Source organism: Solwaraspora sp. WMMA2059, assembly GCF_027497315.1.
In the GTDB taxonomy this organism is placed as follows: domain Bacteria; phylum Actinomycetota; class Actinomycetes; order Mycobacteriales; family Micromonosporaceae; genus Micromonospora_E.
In genome coordinates, this window is record NZ_CP114908.1 from 4,399,928 (window position 1) to 4,417,574 (window position 17,647).

The 17,647-nt window shown below is 65.7% G+C and carries 12 protein-coding genes and 3 pseudogenes; 10 read left to right on the plus strand and 5 right to left on the minus strand.

Annotated elements, in window-relative coordinates; genetic code table 11:
* The first annotated feature begins 114 nt into the window (after positions 1 to 114).
* Both O7553_RS20050 and O7553_RS20055 read left to right on the plus strand, forming a co-directional pair.
* On the plus strand, positions 115 to 1,113 hold the full coding sequence (locus O7553_RS20050) for a DUF2156 domain-containing protein (RefSeq protein ID WP_281551234.1): 999 nt from the start codon (positions 115 to 117) through the stop codon (positions 1,111 to 1,113).
* Between the two features lie 28 nt (positions 1,114 to 1,141).
* A complete protein-coding gene (locus O7553_RS20055) occupies positions 1,142 to 1,309 on the plus strand; it encodes a hypothetical protein (protein ID WP_281551235.1) in 168 nt (55 codons plus the stop codon).
* 115 nt (positions 1,310 to 1,424) lie between these two features.
* On the opposite strand, the pseudogene O7553_RS20060 reads toward O7553_RS20055, so the two are convergent.
* The 5 genes and pseudogenes from O7553_RS20060 to O7553_RS20080 form a co-directional block, all read right to left on the minus strand.
* Positions 1,425 to 1,568 (minus strand): annotated as a pseudogene (locus O7553_RS20060) (IS5/IS1182 family transposase); the annotation flags it as partial.
* 109 nt (positions 1,569 to 1,677) lie between these two features.
* Positions 1,678 to 3,741: a reverse transcriptase/maturase family protein gene (locus O7553_RS20065; RefSeq protein WP_281551236.1), complete on the minus strand. Its 2,064-nt coding sequence runs from the start codon at positions 3,739 to 3,741 to the stop codon at positions 1,678 to 1,680.
* 253 nt (positions 3,742 to 3,994) lie between these two features.
* Positions 3,995 to 4,687: pseudogene (locus O7553_RS20070) on the minus strand (IS5 family transposase); the annotation flags it as partial.
* Positions 4,688 to 5,185: 498 nt separating this feature from the next.
* Positions 5,186 to 5,496: pseudogene (locus O7553_RS20075) on the minus strand (transposase family protein); the annotation flags it as partial.
* Positions 5,497 to 5,713: 217 nt separating this feature from the next.
* A complete protein-coding gene (locus tag O7553_RS20080; RefSeq protein ID WP_281551237.1) occupies positions 5,714 to 6,511 on the minus strand; it encodes an AfsR/SARP family transcriptional regulator in 798 nt (265 codons plus the stop codon).
* An 831-nt stretch (positions 6,512 to 7,342) separates the two neighbouring features.
* Here O7553_RS20080 and O7553_RS20085 point away from each other — a divergent pair.
* The 8 genes from O7553_RS20085 (at position 7,343) to O7553_RS20125 (ending at position 17,557) form a co-directional block, all read left to right on the plus strand.
* Positions 7,343 to 8,731: an IS1380 family transposase gene (locus O7553_RS20085; RefSeq protein ID WP_281550639.1), complete on the plus strand. Its 1,389-nt coding sequence runs from the start codon at positions 7,343 to 7,345 to the stop codon at positions 8,729 to 8,731.
* Positions 8,732 to 9,272: 541 nt separating this feature from the next.
* Positions 9,273 to 10,652, plus strand: a complete 1,380-nt coding sequence (locus tag O7553_RS20090) for an MFS transporter (RefSeq protein WP_281555680.1) — start codon at positions 9,273 to 9,275, stop codon at positions 10,650 to 10,652.
* A gap of 2 nt (positions 10,653 to 10,654) precedes the next feature.
* The gene (locus O7553_RS20095) at positions 10,655 to 11,362 is read left to right on the plus strand and encodes a TetR-like C-terminal domain-containing protein (RefSeq protein WP_281551238.1); all 708 of its coding nucleotides are present in this window, start codon (positions 10,655 to 10,657) and stop codon (positions 11,360 to 11,362) included.
* Between the two features lie 332 nt (positions 11,363 to 11,694).
* A complete protein-coding gene (locus tag O7553_RS20100) occupies positions 11,695 to 12,216 on the plus strand; it encodes a hypothetical protein (protein WP_281551239.1) in 522 nt (173 codons plus the stop codon).
* Positions 12,167 to 13,321, plus strand: a complete 1,155-nt coding sequence (locus O7553_RS20105) for an IS66 family transposase (RefSeq protein WP_281551240.1) — start codon at positions 12,167 to 12,169, stop codon at positions 13,319 to 13,321. Before O7553_RS20100 ends, O7553_RS20105 begins: the two co-directional genes overlap by 50 nt.
* Positions 13,322 to 13,615: 294 nt before the next feature.
* Positions 13,616 to 14,743 (plus strand): cytochrome P450, encoded by a 1,128-nt coding sequence (locus O7553_RS20110; protein WP_281551241.1) that lies wholly within the window; start codon positions 13,616 to 13,618, stop codon positions 14,741 to 14,743.
* Positions 14,744 to 14,762: 19 nt separating this feature from the next.
* The gene (locus O7553_RS20115; RefSeq protein WP_281551242.1) at positions 14,763 to 15,593 is read left to right on the plus strand and encodes an alpha/beta hydrolase; all 831 of its coding nucleotides are present in this window, start codon (positions 14,763 to 14,765) and stop codon (positions 15,591 to 15,593) included.
* A gap of 476 nt (positions 15,594 to 16,069) precedes the next feature.
* A complete protein-coding gene (locus O7553_RS20125) occupies positions 16,070 to 17,557 on the plus strand; it encodes an IS66 family transposase (protein WP_281551243.1) in 1,488 nt (495 codons plus the stop codon).
* Positions 17,558 to 17,647 lie beyond the last annotated feature (90 nt).

The following is a 17,647-nucleotide window of genomic DNA, read 5'->3' on the forward strand; positions in this document are numbered from 1 at the left end:
TGACAGACCACTGACACCTTCCGACCTGCCGTTACCAGCTGCGCCGACGCCCCCTTGACTGAGCCGGAAGCGCGAGGTGTACTCGATTCGATACTCCACGGACAGGAGCATGAAGTGACTGGCACCCTCACCACGGAAAACCCCGTCCTCCACGCTATTCGCAGCTTCACTACAGCGGAGAATCCGAGCTCCTTCCTGGCGGTAAGCGACGGAAACTCCTATTTTCAGCTACCTGACCATCAAGGAGTAATCGTCTACCGCAGGTCAGGACGTTTCCTCGTCCAGTTCGGTGGACCGTTCGCGCCTGCGGCCTCGTACCACGCCCTGCTCGCCGGGTTCCTCGCCATGGCCAGGGACGGTGGCCTCGACGTAGTGTCGGTTCAACTGCAGCAGACCGACGCTTCGATTTATCTCAGACATGGCTTCACCGTCAACCAGGTCGGCGCCTCGTGGGCACGCAGCCTCGCCGGCTTCTCACTGCGGGGGACGAAGTTCATGCAGCTACGCAACAAGATCTCGCGGGCGCTGCGGGCGGGGCTGACCATATCCGAGGCCACCGACGACCGGTGGTTCCCTGCGCTGCGGGAGATCGACCAGGTCTGGCTCCGCAGCAAGGGTGAGCACGCTCGGCCGCTGGAGTACCTGGTCGGGCAGTACGCCGACGCGATGCAGCCGCACCGGCGCATGTTCATCGGGTTCATCGACGAGACTCCGGTCGGCTATATCTCCTACTCGCCGGTGTACGGCAACAGGTCGGGCTGGATGCACGACCTGAGCCGGCGGCTGCCCAGCCGCCTACCTGGCATCATGGAAGCGATCAACATGCATGCGATCGACGCGTTTCGCACCGAGGGCGTCGACTGGATCCACTTCGGCTTCACCCCGTTCAGTGGGCTCCGCCGCGAGTGCGAATTGCCCGGCCACGACCCCGGCTTCCGTTGCTTCATGGAGTTGCTGTGGCACCACGGCGAAGCGGTCTACCCCGCGCAGTCGCAGCTCGCGTACAAGGAGAAGTGGGCACCGGACCTTTTCATACCGGAGTACGTCGCCTTCCACGGGCCGGCGAGCATTGCGGGATTTGCCCATATATTCCGGGCATCGAACGCCTTCTAGCGCAGGCAGCCGTCACACAGGAGGAACAATGACGAACGACAGAGAAGCACAGCTCGCCGCAGCACTGGGCCGGGTCGTCGAGCTGTTCGCCGCAATCTGCGCAGCACCAGACGACCCGACACTCGCCGCCCGAGCTGACGAGGCGCTGGCCGAGGTAAGCCATCTGGCCCTGGAGGCGCCCGCCGCCGGCGGCTGAGCGTTGCCGGTCAGGCGGTATGCCGCAGACCCGACTTGGGCCATTTAGTGCCTGCCGTGGATGAGCGCGGGTCTGAGAGGACGTCTGATTCACGTATTTTGCCGGTAATGCGGGTTTAGCCGTATCGCCAGGTTGGGGTGGTTTCGGCGGTGAGTCGTTTGGCGAGGTTGTCGATCATCGCGATGGTGATCATGCTGGCGGAGTTGTCGGGTCGGGCTTCGTAGTCGCGTACGAGTCGGCGGTGGTGCATAAGCCAGCCGGATGGGTGGGCCGCGCGGCGAGGTGCCAGCCGTTGGGCTGGTCCTTTTCCGCGCGGCCTCCCGCCGAACCGGATTTGATGGTTTCCCGATCGTCCGGCTCTCCAGTGACTACTGCGTGAGCGGTGTGGCTGGTTGCCCGGTATGGGCGAGGCTGTGGCAGGAAGCGCAGACCACGAGGGTCTTGCGTCTCCGGTTGGCCATGGCCTTGGCCCACTGGGGCTGTAGCGGCCCGGGTTGGCCGAGGTCGGCGAGTTTGCGGACGTGGTGGACTTCCACCTCGCCGGGTTGCTGGCAGACCTCACAGACGTCCGCGAGGAGTCGCGTGACGAGTTCCTTGTGCGGGTAGTCGACCCGGGACGGCTGGCGGTCGGTGACCGTCGCCGTTTTCTGCCGGTGGAGCGGTGTTTCACCGAACCGTGCGACCAGTGGCTGCCTGCCGTCGCGTTCGATGCGTGCCTCGAAGCAGGTGCGTGGCCCGTATGGTGTCTGGATCTTGGCCTTGTGCTTGGCCGCCATCTTCGTCACCGTCGAGCGGTGCTTGCCTGCCAGGGTCTTGAGCATGGAGGTCTCCATGACCCAGCGCAGCCGGTGAAGCCGGTAGACGTCACCGGCGAGCAGGTAGTACTGGACGATGCCCCGGTAGATGGCCCCGTAGGTGGCGACGATGGTGTGGTCGCTGCCGTTGGTCAGGGCCTTCTGCTTGGCGGGTTTGCCGCGGTGCAGGTAGGGGGCGGACTTGGCCTTGATCACGTCTAGGGGGACACGCAGCGCGACCTGACCGTTGATACGTCGGTGACGGCTGGTCTTCTTCGTGTCGTTGTGCTGGACGGTGATCTCGTAGCCGAGGAAGCGGGCCGCGCCTGTGCGGGCGTGGGTGATCAGCGTCTTGTCCTGGGAGAGTTCGAGCTTGAGGTCGTCACGCAGGAACTCGGCCAGGCGCTGTTTGATCTCCTCAGCTTCGGCCTTCGGGCCGGTGAACCCGAGCAGATGGTCATCTGCGTACCTGCAATACCGCAGCCGCCGGTATCCCGGATCGTCCGGGTCGGCGCTGGGCAGGCTGACCATCCGCCGTCGCAGTGCTCGCGCCAGTGGGCGGTCACCACGTCGCCGGGCCTTGGCCAGCTGGTTTTGCAGGTCCAGGTAGGCAGGGTTACGCGCCCTGCGTCCCCCTCGGGTGTACTCCGGAATCAGGACCGTCTCGACGAACTGGTCCAGCTTGTGCAGGTAGATCGAGGACAGGACCGGCGAGGCCACCCCGCCCTGGGGAGCCCCGGACAGAGTCGCACCCCATTTCCAATCCTCCAGGTATCCGGCCGTGAGCATGTTACGCACCAGCCGCAGGAACCGGTTGTCGTGGATCTTCTCCGACAGGATCGTGACCATCACATCGTGATCAAGCGACCCGAAGCAGTCGGCGACATCTCCCTCGATGAACCAGGCCGTCCCGGTCCAGGTGTTGGCGATCTCCCGCAGTGCGGTGTGACAGCCTCGCCGTGGCCGGAATCCGTGGGACCGGTCGGAGAACGCCGGCTCGTAGTACGCCTCCAACAACAAGCGCACCACCTCGCCGACGAGTTTGTCCGACCAGGTCGGCAGTCCCAGCGGACGGGTCTTCCCGTTCTTCTTCGGGATGTGGACCCGCCGGACGGGGGCGAATCGGTATCGCTCGTGACGCATCGCCGCGATGATGCGGCCGATCTTCGCCTGGGACATGCCGTCCACGGTCTCCTGCGTGACCCCCGGAGTCATCGCGCCGTGGTTGGCGTAGATGCGCCCGTAGGCCAGCAGATACAACTGCGGGTTGAACAGCTGCCGATACAGTTCGTCAAGCGGCAGACCGCGCCTGCCGCGCTCACGCAGGACACCCAGCACCGTTGCGGCGCTCTGCATTACGCATACCTCCCGATCTGGTGGTGTCCCATCACCTGGCCCCCTTCGCCCGTGTAGACGGCTTTCCCGCCCTCCCTGGCCGGGCGTTACTCCGGCGACTACTACGAGGCCTCCGTCGCCATAGGACTCGCGTCCGTTAGGCGATCCCGCGTTCGTCCCTGTCGTACGTAGCAGCGTGACGTAGGCGCCCCACTCATCTCCTTCAACACCCTCGCTGGGCGTCGCCCCGCGCTCTGGAGGTTGCGTCAGCCCACACTTCGATTCCGACGCAGAGCACAGCACCGGTTTCAGAGGTCTTTCCGGTGGATGGGAACTTGCATCGACTGGAGATTAGGGTTCAGGCAATCCAGCTTTCGCCATATCACGCGGGTCCCCCCCGGCACACCGTCCCTGACCGCTGGACCCGGTCGCCGGGTTAGCTGGCATGCTCTTGTCTCCTCAGCCTTTCAGCGTCAGGTAAGCCATTCGACCCAGGAACCTCCCTCCAAGTCCCTCCCGGCTGCACCGGGGATACAACAGGGCGCCTCGCGGCGCACAGGGTGCGTTCGACGACCCATCGGCGCTTGACCACGCTGAAGCCCTTGGCCTGTGGGTCCTTGGTGACGATCTCGACGTCGACGCCGAGTGCGGCGCCATGTTCGACGACACGGTTCTTGAATCCGGCGTCGGCCCAGGTCTTGGTCAGGGTGGGGTAGGCGGTGGTGGCCTGGTCGAGCAGGTCCATGCCGATGGCGTTGTCGCTGGCGCTGGCCGCAGTGACGATGACGGCGAGGAGCAGTCCGAGGGTGTCGGTGATGATGCCGCGTTTGCGGCCTACGATCTTCTTTCCGGCATCGGTGCCCTGTGTGGACAGCGGGACATTGGAGGAGGTCTTGACGCTCTGGCTGTCCATGATGGATGCGGTGGGTTGGATGGTGCGGCCGTGGTGGTCGCGGACGAGGCCGGTGAGGTGGTAGTTGAGTTCGGTGAAGATGCCTTCCTTACTCCAGGCGGCGAAGTAGCCGTAGACGGTGCGGTGGGGCGGGAAGTCGTGGGGCAGGTAGCGCCAGGGGATGCCGGTGCGGTTGACGTACAGGATGGCGTTGAAGATGTCGCGCAGGTCGTGGGTGGGGGTGCGGCCGCTGACGCCGGCGTCGGTGCGGGCCTGTCGCCAGGCGGTCAGGCGGGGTGCGATCAGGGCCCAGCGGGCGTCGGACAGGTCGGACGGATAGGCTCGCCGTTCGGTCATGCAGGAGGCCTACGGCGTCGGGGCGGCGGCTCGGCGGACGCGATGTCCGTCGATGTGGGGATCAATGTGAATCAGACACGATCCCGGGGTGAAATGCGGCGAAGCCGGGCGAGCATGTGGCTGCCGGTATGGTCTCTTTCTGGGTCGGGTCGGGCATTTTGCGACGCTGCCCGGCGTGCTGCGCCTCGTCGATGCCCTGGTCCGGGCCGGCGCCACGACCGTGGTCGCGCCACTCTGCCCGCGCTGCGAGAAACAGCGCCCGCTCAGCCGCCCGTTCAACAGCCTACGACTCTGCGCCGGCTGCACCCGCAAGGCCGTGGCCATGCAATGCGGTCGATGCGGGAAGCTGCGGCCCCCGGCCCGCCGCAACGACAACGGCCACCCCATCTGCCAGCCCTGCTGGTGGAATGATCCCGCAGTTGGAAAGCCTGCACGAGCTGCGGCGGCCTGCGCCGCGTCCCCGCGATGACCGAGGCCGGGCCGGTTTGCACCCGGGAGGACCTGCTGGGACAGCCGGTGTGTGCGTCGTTGGTAGCGTTCCAGGATTCCGGGGGTCTGCTCGCGGAAGGTCTGTCGGCAGCTGTGGGTAGGGCATACCAGGCGTCGTACCCGGACCCGGAGGACGACCTGCCGTCCGTCGACCGGCAGGTCGGTGACGCTCCGTAGGTGGTATCCGTGCACCCGCCCCGACTGAGAGCGCCGCACATCGGACAGACAGCAGTGCCGTGTGGAGTCCGTGCCCGCACCACGATCCGCTCGCCCTCGTCGACCACATCCTCGATGACCAGCGAGGAAAGACCCGAAAGCACTGTCTGCGCGAGCTTGTGGCGTCGATCACGCGGGTGTCAACGAGCCGGACGGCTCTTCGTCACCACCGGATCTGAGACCGGGCCGAAAAACTTGACCCGGCCCTGGCACCCGTCGTCGGCGGCTGAACGCTGCGGTCAGGCGGAATACCGCAGTGAGACGCATGTGTCTCTGCGGCATGAAGGCTCGCAGCGGCAGCAGCGCGCGGCCCCATCTGGGTCAGCCCACCCGGTCCCGAAGGATCAGGTGGTCCTCGTTGGGCCGCAGTTCCGGATCGTGGGACAGGATGGCCCGCTCGTGATTACGCAACATGGGAGACGGGTCGACCCCCAGTTCTTCTGCCATCCGGTTGCGCATCCACTGGTAGACGCTGAGCGCATCGGTCTGGCGACCGCACCGGTAGAGGGCCACCATCAGCTGCTCGCAGAGCCGTTCGTTGGGCGCCTCGGCACGGACCAGTGCAGTCAACTCCGGCACGATTTGTGTGTGCCCACCAAGCTGCAACTCGATGTCGAAGAGCAGTTCCAGGGCGGCGATCCGGGATGCCTCGATGCGGGCTGCGGCGGCCTGCGCAGTCAGCCCGACCGCAACGCCGCCGAAGACTGGGCCACGCCACAGCGCCAGAGCCGACCGCAGTCGGTAGGCGGTCTCGGCAGGGCACGACGACGCCACAGCTCTCGCGTCATTCAACGCCGACGTAAAGGTCATCGCGTCCACGCTCGCGCCGTCCAAGGCGAGACGATAGCCGCACGTCTGGGCCTGGAGCCGGGACGCAGCACGCTCGGGCTCGATCGACTGGAGCTTCCGTCGTAGCCGGCTGACGTGCGCCTGTAGTGCGTTCTCAACCTGATCAGGCAGATCATTTCCCCACAGCTCGGCTATCAGCATACCGGCCGAAGCCGCCTGCCCCTCAGCAGCAAGCAAGGCCGCCAGAAGCGAACACTGCATTCCACTTCGAAAGTGGATCAATTTATCCCTGGATCCGACCGCCACTCTACCCAGGATCCAGAACTCCATGCCAACCCCTCCAGTGCGTTCGCTTGCCGGCCACGACAGAACCAGAGTTGAACTATGCCCCCGCATCAATGGAGCAGCTTGAACCAAGGAAGTGAAATGCTAGCAACAAGAAGGCTCCGCTCACCCTCCCCAGTGAGGCTACCTGTAGAAGTTGCACTCGTCAATGGTATCGATCATTTCCGAAGCAGTGACGCGGTATATCAGGCAGAAGAATGACCGAACTAGGACAGGTAACCGTCAAGCGATACGATCGACCCTCCAACCAGTTGCAGTAGCAGGAGATGCATACACACTGCCGCGCAACCCAAGGTGGTCAATTACGTGCCAGGTAGGGCATCGGATCGACCTGACGACGATATGCACAACGAGCTACGGTCGGCCACGCCGACGAAAAGCTCCCGACAAGGCGGACACCGACCAGTCGTCACCCTGATAGCTCGCCACTGGAGCAGGTCGTCGCCGCGCGCGGTCCGGGACCCGCCTTGCTCCAGAGCCCAACACAAGACACTTTCTTGATCCACCCTAAGCACCCATCCATCACCATGGGTGATGCCAATGGACATCAAGAGATTTGTGTCACATCGCACTACTATCGCATTATAGGATGTACTCTGCCAAAGAGTGCATCCTGCCGGGCAGGACGCAGCGTGGACCGCAGTGGCCACGATCGGAGCCCAACCGGATCCAGCGTGCGCACCAACGACGTCACTGAGCCTCGATCCACCGATGAAGGTCGGACCGGCAGGACCCCGGCTATAGAAAGTGCCCTCTGAACTGGAAGGATAGGAGTTCTGACGCTTCTATCGCTCGGTTCGAGAGGGCACCTCGCAGGTGAGAATACGCCAGGACGCGCCGGTGGTGCGCGCGACGTTCGACGATCCGAATCTGGTGTCGTGTGCCGGTCTCGTTCCGGTGATGCGCCTGGCCGAGCAGGCCGGTCTGCATGACGCGGTCGCCGACCGGGTGCGGCTGCCGACGGACAAGGGCGCGAACCCCGCCGGGAAGGTCGCCACGGTCGTGGCGGGGATGCTCGCGGGCGCGGACAGCATCGACGACCTCGACATCGCCCGGCACGGTGGCATGCGGTCGCTGTTCGGCAGCGTGTACGCGCCGTCGACGCTCGGGTCGTTCCTGCGTACGTTCACCCACGGGCACGTACGGCAGTTACAGGCCGCCGCCCGCGACACCCTGATCGGTCTGACCGGCCGGGCACCGATCCTGACCGGCGCCGACACCCTGTGCTTCGTGGACATCGACTCCATGCTGCGGCGGGTGTACGGCAAGCAGAAGCAGGGCATCGGGTTCGGCCACGCCAAGGTCGGCGGCTACAACGTCTACCTGCGCGGCTACAACCCCCTGGTCGCGACGCTGTCCACCCCGCTGTCCGCGCCGGTGATCGCCGCCACGAGGCTGCGGTCGGGTAACGCCGGCTCGTCCCGGGGCGCCGCCACCATGATCGCCGAGGCCATCACGACCGCCCGGGCATGCGGCGCTTCGGGGGAGATCATGGTGCGAGCGGACTCGGCGTTCTACGCCAAGACGGTGATCAGCGGCTGCCGGCGTCGTGGCGTGCGGTTCTCGGTCACCTGCCGCATCGACCCGAAGATCCGCGCCGCGTGCGACGGCATCGCCGCCGACCAGTGGGTCGACATCACCTATCCGCAGGCCGTCCGGGACGAAGACGCCGGCCGGTGGATCTCCGACGCGCAGATCGCCGAAACCACGTACACCGCGTTCGCCGGCACCCGACACGAGGCGACCGCCCGGCTGATCGTGCGCCGCGTCCGCCGCGACGACCCGCAACAGATCCCCGGCCAGGACGAACTCCTACCGACCTACCGGTACCACGCCGTGTTCACCGACAGCCCGTACACCCTCGTACAGGCCGAAGCCCAGCACCGGCAACACGCGATCATCGAGCAGGTCAACGCCGACCTGATCGCCGGCCCCCTCGCCCACCTGCCCTCCGGACACTTCAGCGCCAACGACGCCTGGCTGACCTGCGCCGCGATCACGCACAACCTCACCCGCGCCGCCGGACACCTCGCCGCGGGCACCTGGTCGACCGCCAGACCCGCCACCATCCGGACCCGGATCATCACCGTCGCAGCCCGCCTCGCCCACCGGGCCCGCACCATCCACCTACACCTGCCCGAGTACTGGCCCTGGCAGGCGGCGTTCGACAACCTGTTCACCGCCGTCCAGCCGGCACCCGGCTGACCACACCCCACCAGCCGAAACCAGGCGGCCCGACCACAGGCCACAATCCCGTTCCACCCCGAACACTCACCCTCGGAGCAAGCCGATCACGTGATCGGCGACTCCCTCACGCCCGCCGCACCACCCAATACAGAAATGATCAACCAACATTCAGCGGCAACCGCGTCGGTGGATCGAGGCTGAGCCCAGCACTCGGCTGCAGCCACAGCGAACGACCCGGGCCCGGTCCTCATTACCCACGAAGTAATCGACACAATTGAGCATAGTCACCAAAATTGCTACGGATAAGCTCCACGTATGACAACCTGGTCAGACCGCCGCCGGCACCGGGACATCGCCCCTTCGCCGCATCGCCGCCGGTTGTTCTGCCAGGAGCAATGCGGTGCGCGGTGCTGCCTCGACGGCAGCCCGTCGGAATACGTGGGACCCCGCAAGCACACAAGAGGGAGGTCAGGTGTCTGAGACCACGGCGTCGGCAGGCCAAGCCACAGCTGAACGACCCGCCGATCCACCGACGGGCACCACGCCCCGCTGGGTGATCATGCCCATCATCCTGGCTGCCATCTTCATGGTCGCGTTGGACTTTTTCATCGTGAACGTCGCGATCCCGTCGACCCAACGCGAGCTCAACGCGAGCCCGGCGGCGATTCAGTTCATCATCGCCGGATACTGGTTGTCGCTGGCAACTGGCCTGATCATCGGCGGCCGCATCGGCGACCTCTACGGTCGCCGTCGGATCTTCCTCATCGGCCTGGCCTGCTTCACTGCGGCCTCCGCTGCCTGCGGCCTGGCCCCGACCGCGGAATTCCTGGTGGCAGCCCGGATCGCTCAGGGCCTGTCGGCCGCGCTTCTGATGCCGCAAGGGCTGGCCATTCTCGGAGTGGTTTACACCGGTGCAGCGCGCGCCCGTGCCTTCACCGCCTACGCCGTGACGCTCGGACTCGCCTCGGTCTGTGGACAGCTCATCGGAGGCATCCTCATCGAAACCGACCTCCTGGGGCTCAGCTGGCGCAACTGCTATCTGGTCAACGTCCCGATCGGGATCACCACCCTGCTACTCACGCTACGGTTCGTGCCCGAGTCCCGCGCTGAAAACCGGACCAGGCTCGACTTCGTCGGCACCGTGCTGATCGCCGCAGGGCTGGTCGCGCTGGTCCTACCTCTGGTCGAAGGGCGCGAGCGCGGCTGGCCGATGTGGACCTGGATCATGCTGGCGGCGTCTGTTCCCGCCCTCGCCGCGTTCGTGCGGCACCAGAGGGCGCTGCTCGCCCGCGCTGGCGGACCACTGATCGACGTCCGACTCTTCCGTGAACGCGCATTTAGCGTAGGACTCGTGGTCACGGTCCTGTTCAACATGCTGATGGGTTCGTTCTTCCTCTTCCTCGCGATCTATCTGCAGGAAGGGCAGGGTATGACGCCCCTGCAATCTGGCATCATCTTCACCCCGATCGCCGCAGGTTACTTCATCACCTCGTTGCGTGCGGAAGCGATCTCCCAACGACTCGGTCGACATGTCCTAACAGTCGGGTCGGTCGTGATGTTCATCGGACTGATCATCACGTACATGATCGTCTCGGACATCGGAATCGGTGGACGGACCGCAGTACTGGTGCCCGGCTTCGTACTCGCCGGCGCGGGCATGGGACTCGTGCTCGCCCCATTGACCAACACGGTGCTAGCCAACCTCGATCCGGAGTACGCCGGCGCCGCCTCAGGCGTGCTGGCCACCTCGCAGCAGGTCGGCGGTGCGGTGGGCGTGGCTATCGTCGGGGTGGTCTTCTACAACCGCTTGGAGGGCTTCACTGATCCGATGACCTACGCACCGGCATTCCTCGCTGGGGTGCTGTGGTTGATCGGGTTCGCTGTCGCGATCGGCCTGCTGGTTCAGTTCCTCCCCCGGCACCGCACCGTAGCAAACTGAAGATGGGAAACGACTTCATGCAACATGACTACCGCCGAGACGACAAGTTGGCCGTCCGGGTCAAGAATGAGGCGTATGCCCGGCTGGCCCGGCCCGGGACCGCAGGTCTGCCGCTCGCGAGCATCGCCGCCGACCTGGATGTCCCGCAGGCCGAGGTCCAGCGCTGCTTCTCCGACCCGGCACAGCTACTGACATCAATGATCCTCGACGCATATCGGGACATGGGCGATCACGCCGAGCGGGGTGCCCAGGCGGCTGCCGACGAAGGCCTTCTTGGGCAGTGGTCGTCCACCTGCCGCGAGATTCGCAAGTGGGCCCAGGACAATCCTGAGCGGTACGCGCTGATCTGGGGACCGCCACAGCCCGACTACAGCGCCCCTGCGGAGACGATGGTCGTCGGCGCCCGAGCCGCAGCGGTTCTCGTGGGCCTGCTCAGGCAGGCCCACCAGGCCGGCACACTGAGCATCGCCGACGAACCGCCGATGAGCGACGGGATGGAACAGAACGTGTCCGCACTCGCGAATGGATTCCTCGCTGGAATTCCACACTCGACCATCTCTCGCACCCTAATTGCGTGGACCCAGTTGCTCGGTATGGTCAGCTTCAGTGTCTACGGACACGTGCAGGGGTTTGCGGCGGATCCGGACGCCTTCTTCGACCACGCAGCAGAGGCGATGGGACGCTTCGTGGGGCTGCCCGCAAATTCCTGACTCATCGATTCAATAGGGCTTAAACATATTGAATAGGGCCGGAGCAGCGGTGCGCAGGAGCACCAGGCTCCGCAGCGGCACGAGTCGTGGACAGGGAGATATCAATTCCTGTCCACGACTACGCGTGCGTCCTACACGTACCCCGCACGTCAATCAGTTAACTGCTCGAACAGTCGTAAGTAGTCCCAGTTCCCGTGGGTGACTTTGTGTAGTCGGACAGTTGGTGCGTGCTCCGGCAGCCGTGGTGGTGTTGATTTGCGGCCGTGACGGTCTCGGTTGGTGCTTCGGTGGAGGCGGATGCTGACGCGGGGTTGAGGTCTGCGCTGGCTCGGGTGGTGGAGGCCAACGAGCGGTGGGAGCGGTTGGCCGGGCAGTTGCGGGAGGAGAACGCGGCGCTGCGGGTGGAGAACGAGCGGTTGCGGGAACGTGATGTGCGGCGTGAGGCCGAGTTGGAGCGGGTGTCGGCGGAGTTGGCGGTGTTGCAGCGGTTGGTGTTCGGGCGTTCGTCGGAGCGGGTTCGGCCGCAGCCGACGGCGGGCGACGGTGACGGCCAGGGTGGGTATGGCGGTGAGCCTGGCGAGCGTGAGCGGGAGAGGGCACCGCGGCGGGGGCCGGGAGGGCGGGCCGGTCGCAGGGATTACTCGCATCTGCCGCGGGTGGAGGTGGTGTGGGACTTCGCCGGGGGCGGGTACTGCTGCCCGGACTGTTCGTCGCGGTTCGAGGCGTTCGACGATCACGCCTTCGAGCAGGTCGATTGGCGGGTGACGGTGCGGGTGGTGGTGCCGGTGTGCCGGGGCGAGGACGGTGACCGCGCCGGGCCCGCCGAAAGCGGTCGGCAAGGGCCGGTTCAGTAACGGGTTCATCGCGATGCTGCTGGTCGAACGGTTCGTGGCCGGGCGCTCCCGGAACTCCCTGATCGCCGGGCTGGCACGCCAGGGCGCCGAGGTCAGCTCCTCGACGTTGGTCGGGACCTGCGCGGCCGCCGGGACGTTGCTGGCGCCGTTGGAGGAGCGGATTGTCGCCCGGTCCCGTGATTCGTGGCATCCGCACGCCGACGAGACGTCGTGGCACGTGTTCACCCCCGATGGTGGTGACGGGCCGGCCCGCTGGTGGCTGTGGGTGTTCATCGGCGCGGACACCACCTGTTTCGTGATGGACCCGACCCGCGCCGGCGCTGTTCTGGCCCGCCACGCCGGGATCGACACCGCCACCGGACAGCTGACCCCGCACGCTGATGGTGGGCCACGGCGGCTGGTCGTCTCCAGCGACTTCTACACCGTCTACGCCTCGGCCGGGCGTAGGACCGACGGCCTGACCAACCTGTACTGCTGGGCCCATGTCCGCCGGTACTTCGTGCGCGCCGGGGACGCGAACCCGACCCAACTGGCGTGTTGGACCCGAGACTGGCTGGACCGGATCAAGGCCCTGTACCACGCCCACGACGAGCTGACCGACGCGTGGAACGCATCCACGGCCGCCGCAGGGACGGCGGCGACCCGGCTGGACGACGCGTACACCGCCTGGGACACCGCCCTGCAGGCGATCGACACCGCCCGGCAGGCCCAGATGGCCAGCCCCGGCCTGCAACAACCCGCGAAGAAGGCCCTGGCCACCCTGGACCGCGAGTGGGACGGCCTGACCGCGCACCGCGACTACCCGATGATCAGCCTGGACAACAACACGTCCGAGCGGGCACTGCGACGGCCCGTCATCACCCGCAAGAACGCCTACGGCTCCCGCACCGACGACGCCGCGCGCCTCGCCGCGACCGTCTGGACCGTCACCGCCACCGCCGAACAGGCCGGCCTCAACGTCCTGACCTACCTCACCGCCTACCTCGACGCCTGCGGTCGCAACGGCGGCAGACCCCTGACCGGCCCCGACCTCCAACGATTCCTGCCCTGGACCGCGTCCCCCGCCGACCTGCACACCTGGGCCCAGCCACCCCCGACCGGCTGACACCCACACCGACCACCGCGACGGCGACGCCACACCCGGCCACGCCGACCATCAGCATGCCCACAAACCGCGTCGCCCAACCCCACGAGACTTGGGACTACTTACGAACAGTCAGCGCATTGTCAGTGCCATATTCAATAATGTTGCAATGAGAACAAACCGATGGAGCACCAGGACCGAGTCTTTCCAATCGACATGCGAGAGGCTCTAATGGCGCTACACGAAGAGACACGCGTCCTGAAGTGGCCATTCCCGCGGCCTTGCGAGGGCACCGTCCCCCCGATCCTCGACGAGTTGCGTAAGGAACTGCCCTGCGCCGTGCTGATCCCAGCAGGGGCGACTGAGGCGAGGCGCGCATGGCTGGTCACCAAACACCCCGACGTTCGACAGGCGTTGATGGATTCACGGCTCAGCGCTGATGAGCTGCTACCAGGCGCGCCGGTACGAATTCAGATTCCGCCAGGTGACCGACCTTCGTCGTTTCTACGCATGGACGACCCCGAACACAACCGACTCAGAAGCATGATCGCTTCGCAGTTCACCGCACGGCGGGTCCGATCCATGCGCCCTGCCGTCGAGGCACTGACCACACAACTGCTGGACGATGTCGCTTCCCGGCACCGACCGGTCGATCTCCACGACGCGTTCTCCAGGAAGTTGCCAACATTGGTGGTCGCCAACCTACTCGGCGTCCCCGACGAGGATTCGCCTTTTTTCGTGGAGAAGACCAGAATCACGATGTCGCAGGAAGATCCGATTAGATCGTTCGCAGCGTACCAGGAGATGTCGAACTATCTGGCCGACCTGGCGGAGCGCCGCCTGCACGACCCGCAGGACGACCTCATCAGCCAGCTCGCCTCGAACAATCTGGCAACCGGAGAAATTACCCTCAAGGAACTCGTAGGAATTGCACGACTCGTCCTCGTTGCCGGCCACGAGACCACCACTAATCAGATCGCACTGAATATTCTCAGCCTGCTGCTCGACCCAGAGCTACGCGCCTCGGTACTTGCCGACGACGGCGCACTGGTCCCACAGTTCATCGAAGAAGCAATGAGATTTTGGTCTATCTCGCAAGACGCAATCGTACGCCTGGTGCTCGAAGATCTGGAACTCGGTGGACGACAGATGCGAAAAGGCGATGCGGTTGTCATATCCATCCCGGCCGGCAACCATGACCCGGAGGTCTTCCCGAATCCGGGCCATCTTGACATATACAGGAATTCCCAGGAACATCTACAGTGGGGAATCGGGCCACACTATTGCCAGGGCGCGCCACTAGCTCGCCTAGAGATGGCAATTTCCCTTGAGGCGCTGTTCACCCGGTTCCCGACCCTGCGACTGGCGACCGACGAGCCCGAGGCGCTGTTTCGCCGAGGAACCGTGTTCCACGGCATCGAATCGCTACCGGTCACCTGGTGACAAATGATTGGAGATCCGCATGCCATTCTTCAGAGCAAACGACGGCACGAACATCCACTACGTCGACAGCGGAGCTGGCCCGCCGATGGTGCTGCTGAGCAGCGCCACCATGGGCATTCAGATGTGGGACAAGCATCTGCCTCCGCTGGACGCCGCAGGGTTCCGCGTCGTCGCCTACGACCGTCGCGGCCACGGCAGATCGGACTGGGCCTGGGGCGGCTACGACTACGACACCCTCGCCGACGACCTCGCCCGGCTGATCGAATCGCTTGACCTGACAGATGTCACGCTCATTGGAAGCGCCATGGGTTGTGCTGAACTGGTCCGCTACATCGCACGGCACGGCACCGACCGGGTTCGCCGAGCCGTGCTGATCGCTACCGTCACCCCAGCCCTCGTCAGTTCGTCCGACGACCGCGATGGATCGGCGGCGAATGAGGTGAATCAGATGCTGGAGCAGCTACGGACGGATCGACCCAGGTACTACTCGGAGATCTCGATGGCTTTCTACGCTGGCGTCGGCGCATCTGCCAAGGACATTCCGCTGTCGGCGGAGTTCACCGAGTGGTTCAGCGATCAGGCGCTGCAGTGCTCTAGTCGGGCCACCATCGAGTCCTACCGGCTGCTGTTCACCAGCGAGCTCCGCGAGGACCTCGGGAGCGTCACCGTGCCGACCCTGGTGATCCACGGCGCCCGCGACCCGATCGCCGACCTAGCCCAATGCGGTGAGGCTACCGCAGAGCTGATCAAGGACAGTCGGCTCGTCGTCTATGACGACGCCGCGCACGGACTGGCGGTGACCGCCGCCGATCGACTCGTCGCGGACATCGTCGCCTTCGCTGACAGCTAAGAGGAGCCACGGGCCCGACGCGACAGCAATCGAGACGCCGCGCTCGCCCATCCGACTCTGCTGGTGGTGGCTCTAGCCTGGTTATCGACCAGCGTCGCCAACCAGCTACGGGCCTCGGACGAGCGGGGGTTCGACGCCCTGAACCCAAAATGGAGCGGGGGCGCACCGAGACGGATCGATGAGCAGACCAGAGACTGGTTCTGCGTCATCGCCCGGTGCGACCCCGCTTCCTCGGTCAGCCCTTCTCCCGCTGGTCCCTAATCAAACTGCACGAATACCTCATCACTGCGGGCCACATCACCACGATCAGCGTCGAGACTCCTCCGGCGGATCCTGCACGAACGCGGGATGTCCTGGCAGGCCAGCAAGACGTAAACATTCACGTCTTGCTGGCGGGTTTGCTGTTGGGTAGCGTGACTCGCCGGGCCGAGCTGGGGGTGGTTGCCGTCTCGGACCGATCGTGATCTTGTGCCCGGGTGGTTGATCCGGAGGCGCTGTCGCGGGACGAGCTGATCGCGGTGGTCCGTGATCAGGCCGCTCAGTTGGCGGATCAGACGGCCGAGGTGGAACGGCTACGTGCGGAGTTGGAGCAGATCAAGCGGTTGATCTCGCGGAACAGCCGAAACTCCTCGATGCCGCCCTCGACCGATGATCTGCCTGGCCGGTCGGGTAGGAGCAAGCCCGCCGGCGGTGGGCGCTCGGGCGGGAAGAAGCCGGGGCGAGGTAGACAGCCCGGTGCGCCGGGATCGTATCTGCCCTGGTTGGACGAGGCCGACGTCCGGGTGGTTGACCAGCGTCCGTGCGGGCCGTGCGAGTGCGGGACGGACCTGGCGGGGGCTGTCGACGAGGGGGTGGTGTCGGCCAGTCAGGTCACCGACGTGCCGCTGGTCACCGCGTCGACGGTGGAGTACCGGCAGTACCGGGTCCGGTGCGGCTGCGGCCGGAAGCACGTCGCCGCCCCGCCGAAGCAGGCGGGGGTGGGTAACACCCGGGTGTACGGGGCGAACCTGCGCGCTCTCGCCGTGTACCTGCTGATCGTGCAGCACGTGCCGGTCGAGCGGTGCGTGCGGCTGATCGCCGATCTGGCCGGCACCCGCGTGTCGGCCGGGTTCGTCCACAAGGTCCTCGCCGCCGTCGCGGCGGCGGTGACCGACATCGTCACGATGATCAAGGCGTTGATCACCCTGGCCGAGGTGGTCCATTTCGACGAGACCACGATCCGAGCGGGTGCCGCGGGCCGCAACGGGTACGTATGGTCCGCGTCGACCGGCCGGTACACCCTGTACGCGCTGGCTGAGCGTCGCAGCGGCGAACAGTTCCGCACCATCGGGATCGGGCCGGCGTTCACCGGGGTCGCCGTGCACGACCGGTACACCGTCTACGACCAGGCCGGCAACTTCGCCGACGGGGTGCGGCACCAACTGTGCTGCGCACATCTGCTCCGCGATCTCGAAGACGCGGCCGAGACCTACCCCGACCACGTCTGGCCGGTCCAGTGCCAGCGGGCGCTACGCGGCCTGATCCACGCCGCGAACCTCGCCCGCGCCGCCGGACAGGCCGAGATCGACCCCGCCGTGCGTGACCCGCTGGTCCGCGAGTTCCGCGACGGCGTGATCGTCGGCCGTAAGGACGTCCCCCGCGTCGGCGGCCCCCGCGACAGGCAGCCGCCCGGCCGCAACCTACTCGAGGATCTCCACCACCGCCACGACGACGTCCTGCGGTTCTGCTACGACACCACCATTCCGCCGACGAACAACCTCGCCGAGCGTGACCTACGGCCGAACAAGACCCAGCAGAAGATCTCCGGCCGGCTCACCAGCGAGAAAGCCACCCGCGACCGGCTGACCATCCGCAGCTACCTATCCACTGCGGTCAAACACGGCGTCAACGCCATGACCGCACTCCGCGACGCCGTCACAGGGAACCCCTGGATGCCGCAGACCGCCCACATCCTCCAGGGCTGACCCCGCGCCCTCACAAGAGGTGAATGTTTACAGCAAGACGTGGAAGGCCAGCACCGACCCCGAACTCACCGCCAAGATGCGCCGGGTGCT

Excerpts from the sequence above, each read along its gene's own strand:
- O7553_RS20095 (WP_281551238.1), top strand. The coding sequence starts at position 10,655 with ATGGGAAACGACTTCATGCAACATGACTACCGCCGAGACGACAAGTTG.
- O7553_RS20090 (WP_281555680.1), top strand. The coding sequence starts at position 9,273 with ATGCCCATCATCCTGGCTGCCATCTTCATGGTCGCGTTGGACTTTTTC.
- O7553_RS20080 (WP_281551237.1), bottom strand. The coding sequence starts at position 6,511 with ATGGAGTTCTGGATCCTGGGTAGAGTGGCGGTCGGATCCAGGGATAAA.
- O7553_RS20115 (WP_281551242.1), top strand. The coding sequence starts at position 14,763 with ATGCCATTCTTCAGAGCAAACGACGGCACGAACATCCACTACGTCGAC.
- O7553_RS20055 (WP_281551235.1), top strand. The coding sequence starts at position 1,142 with ATGACGAACGACAGAGAAGCACAGCTCGCCGCAGCACTGGGCCGGGTC.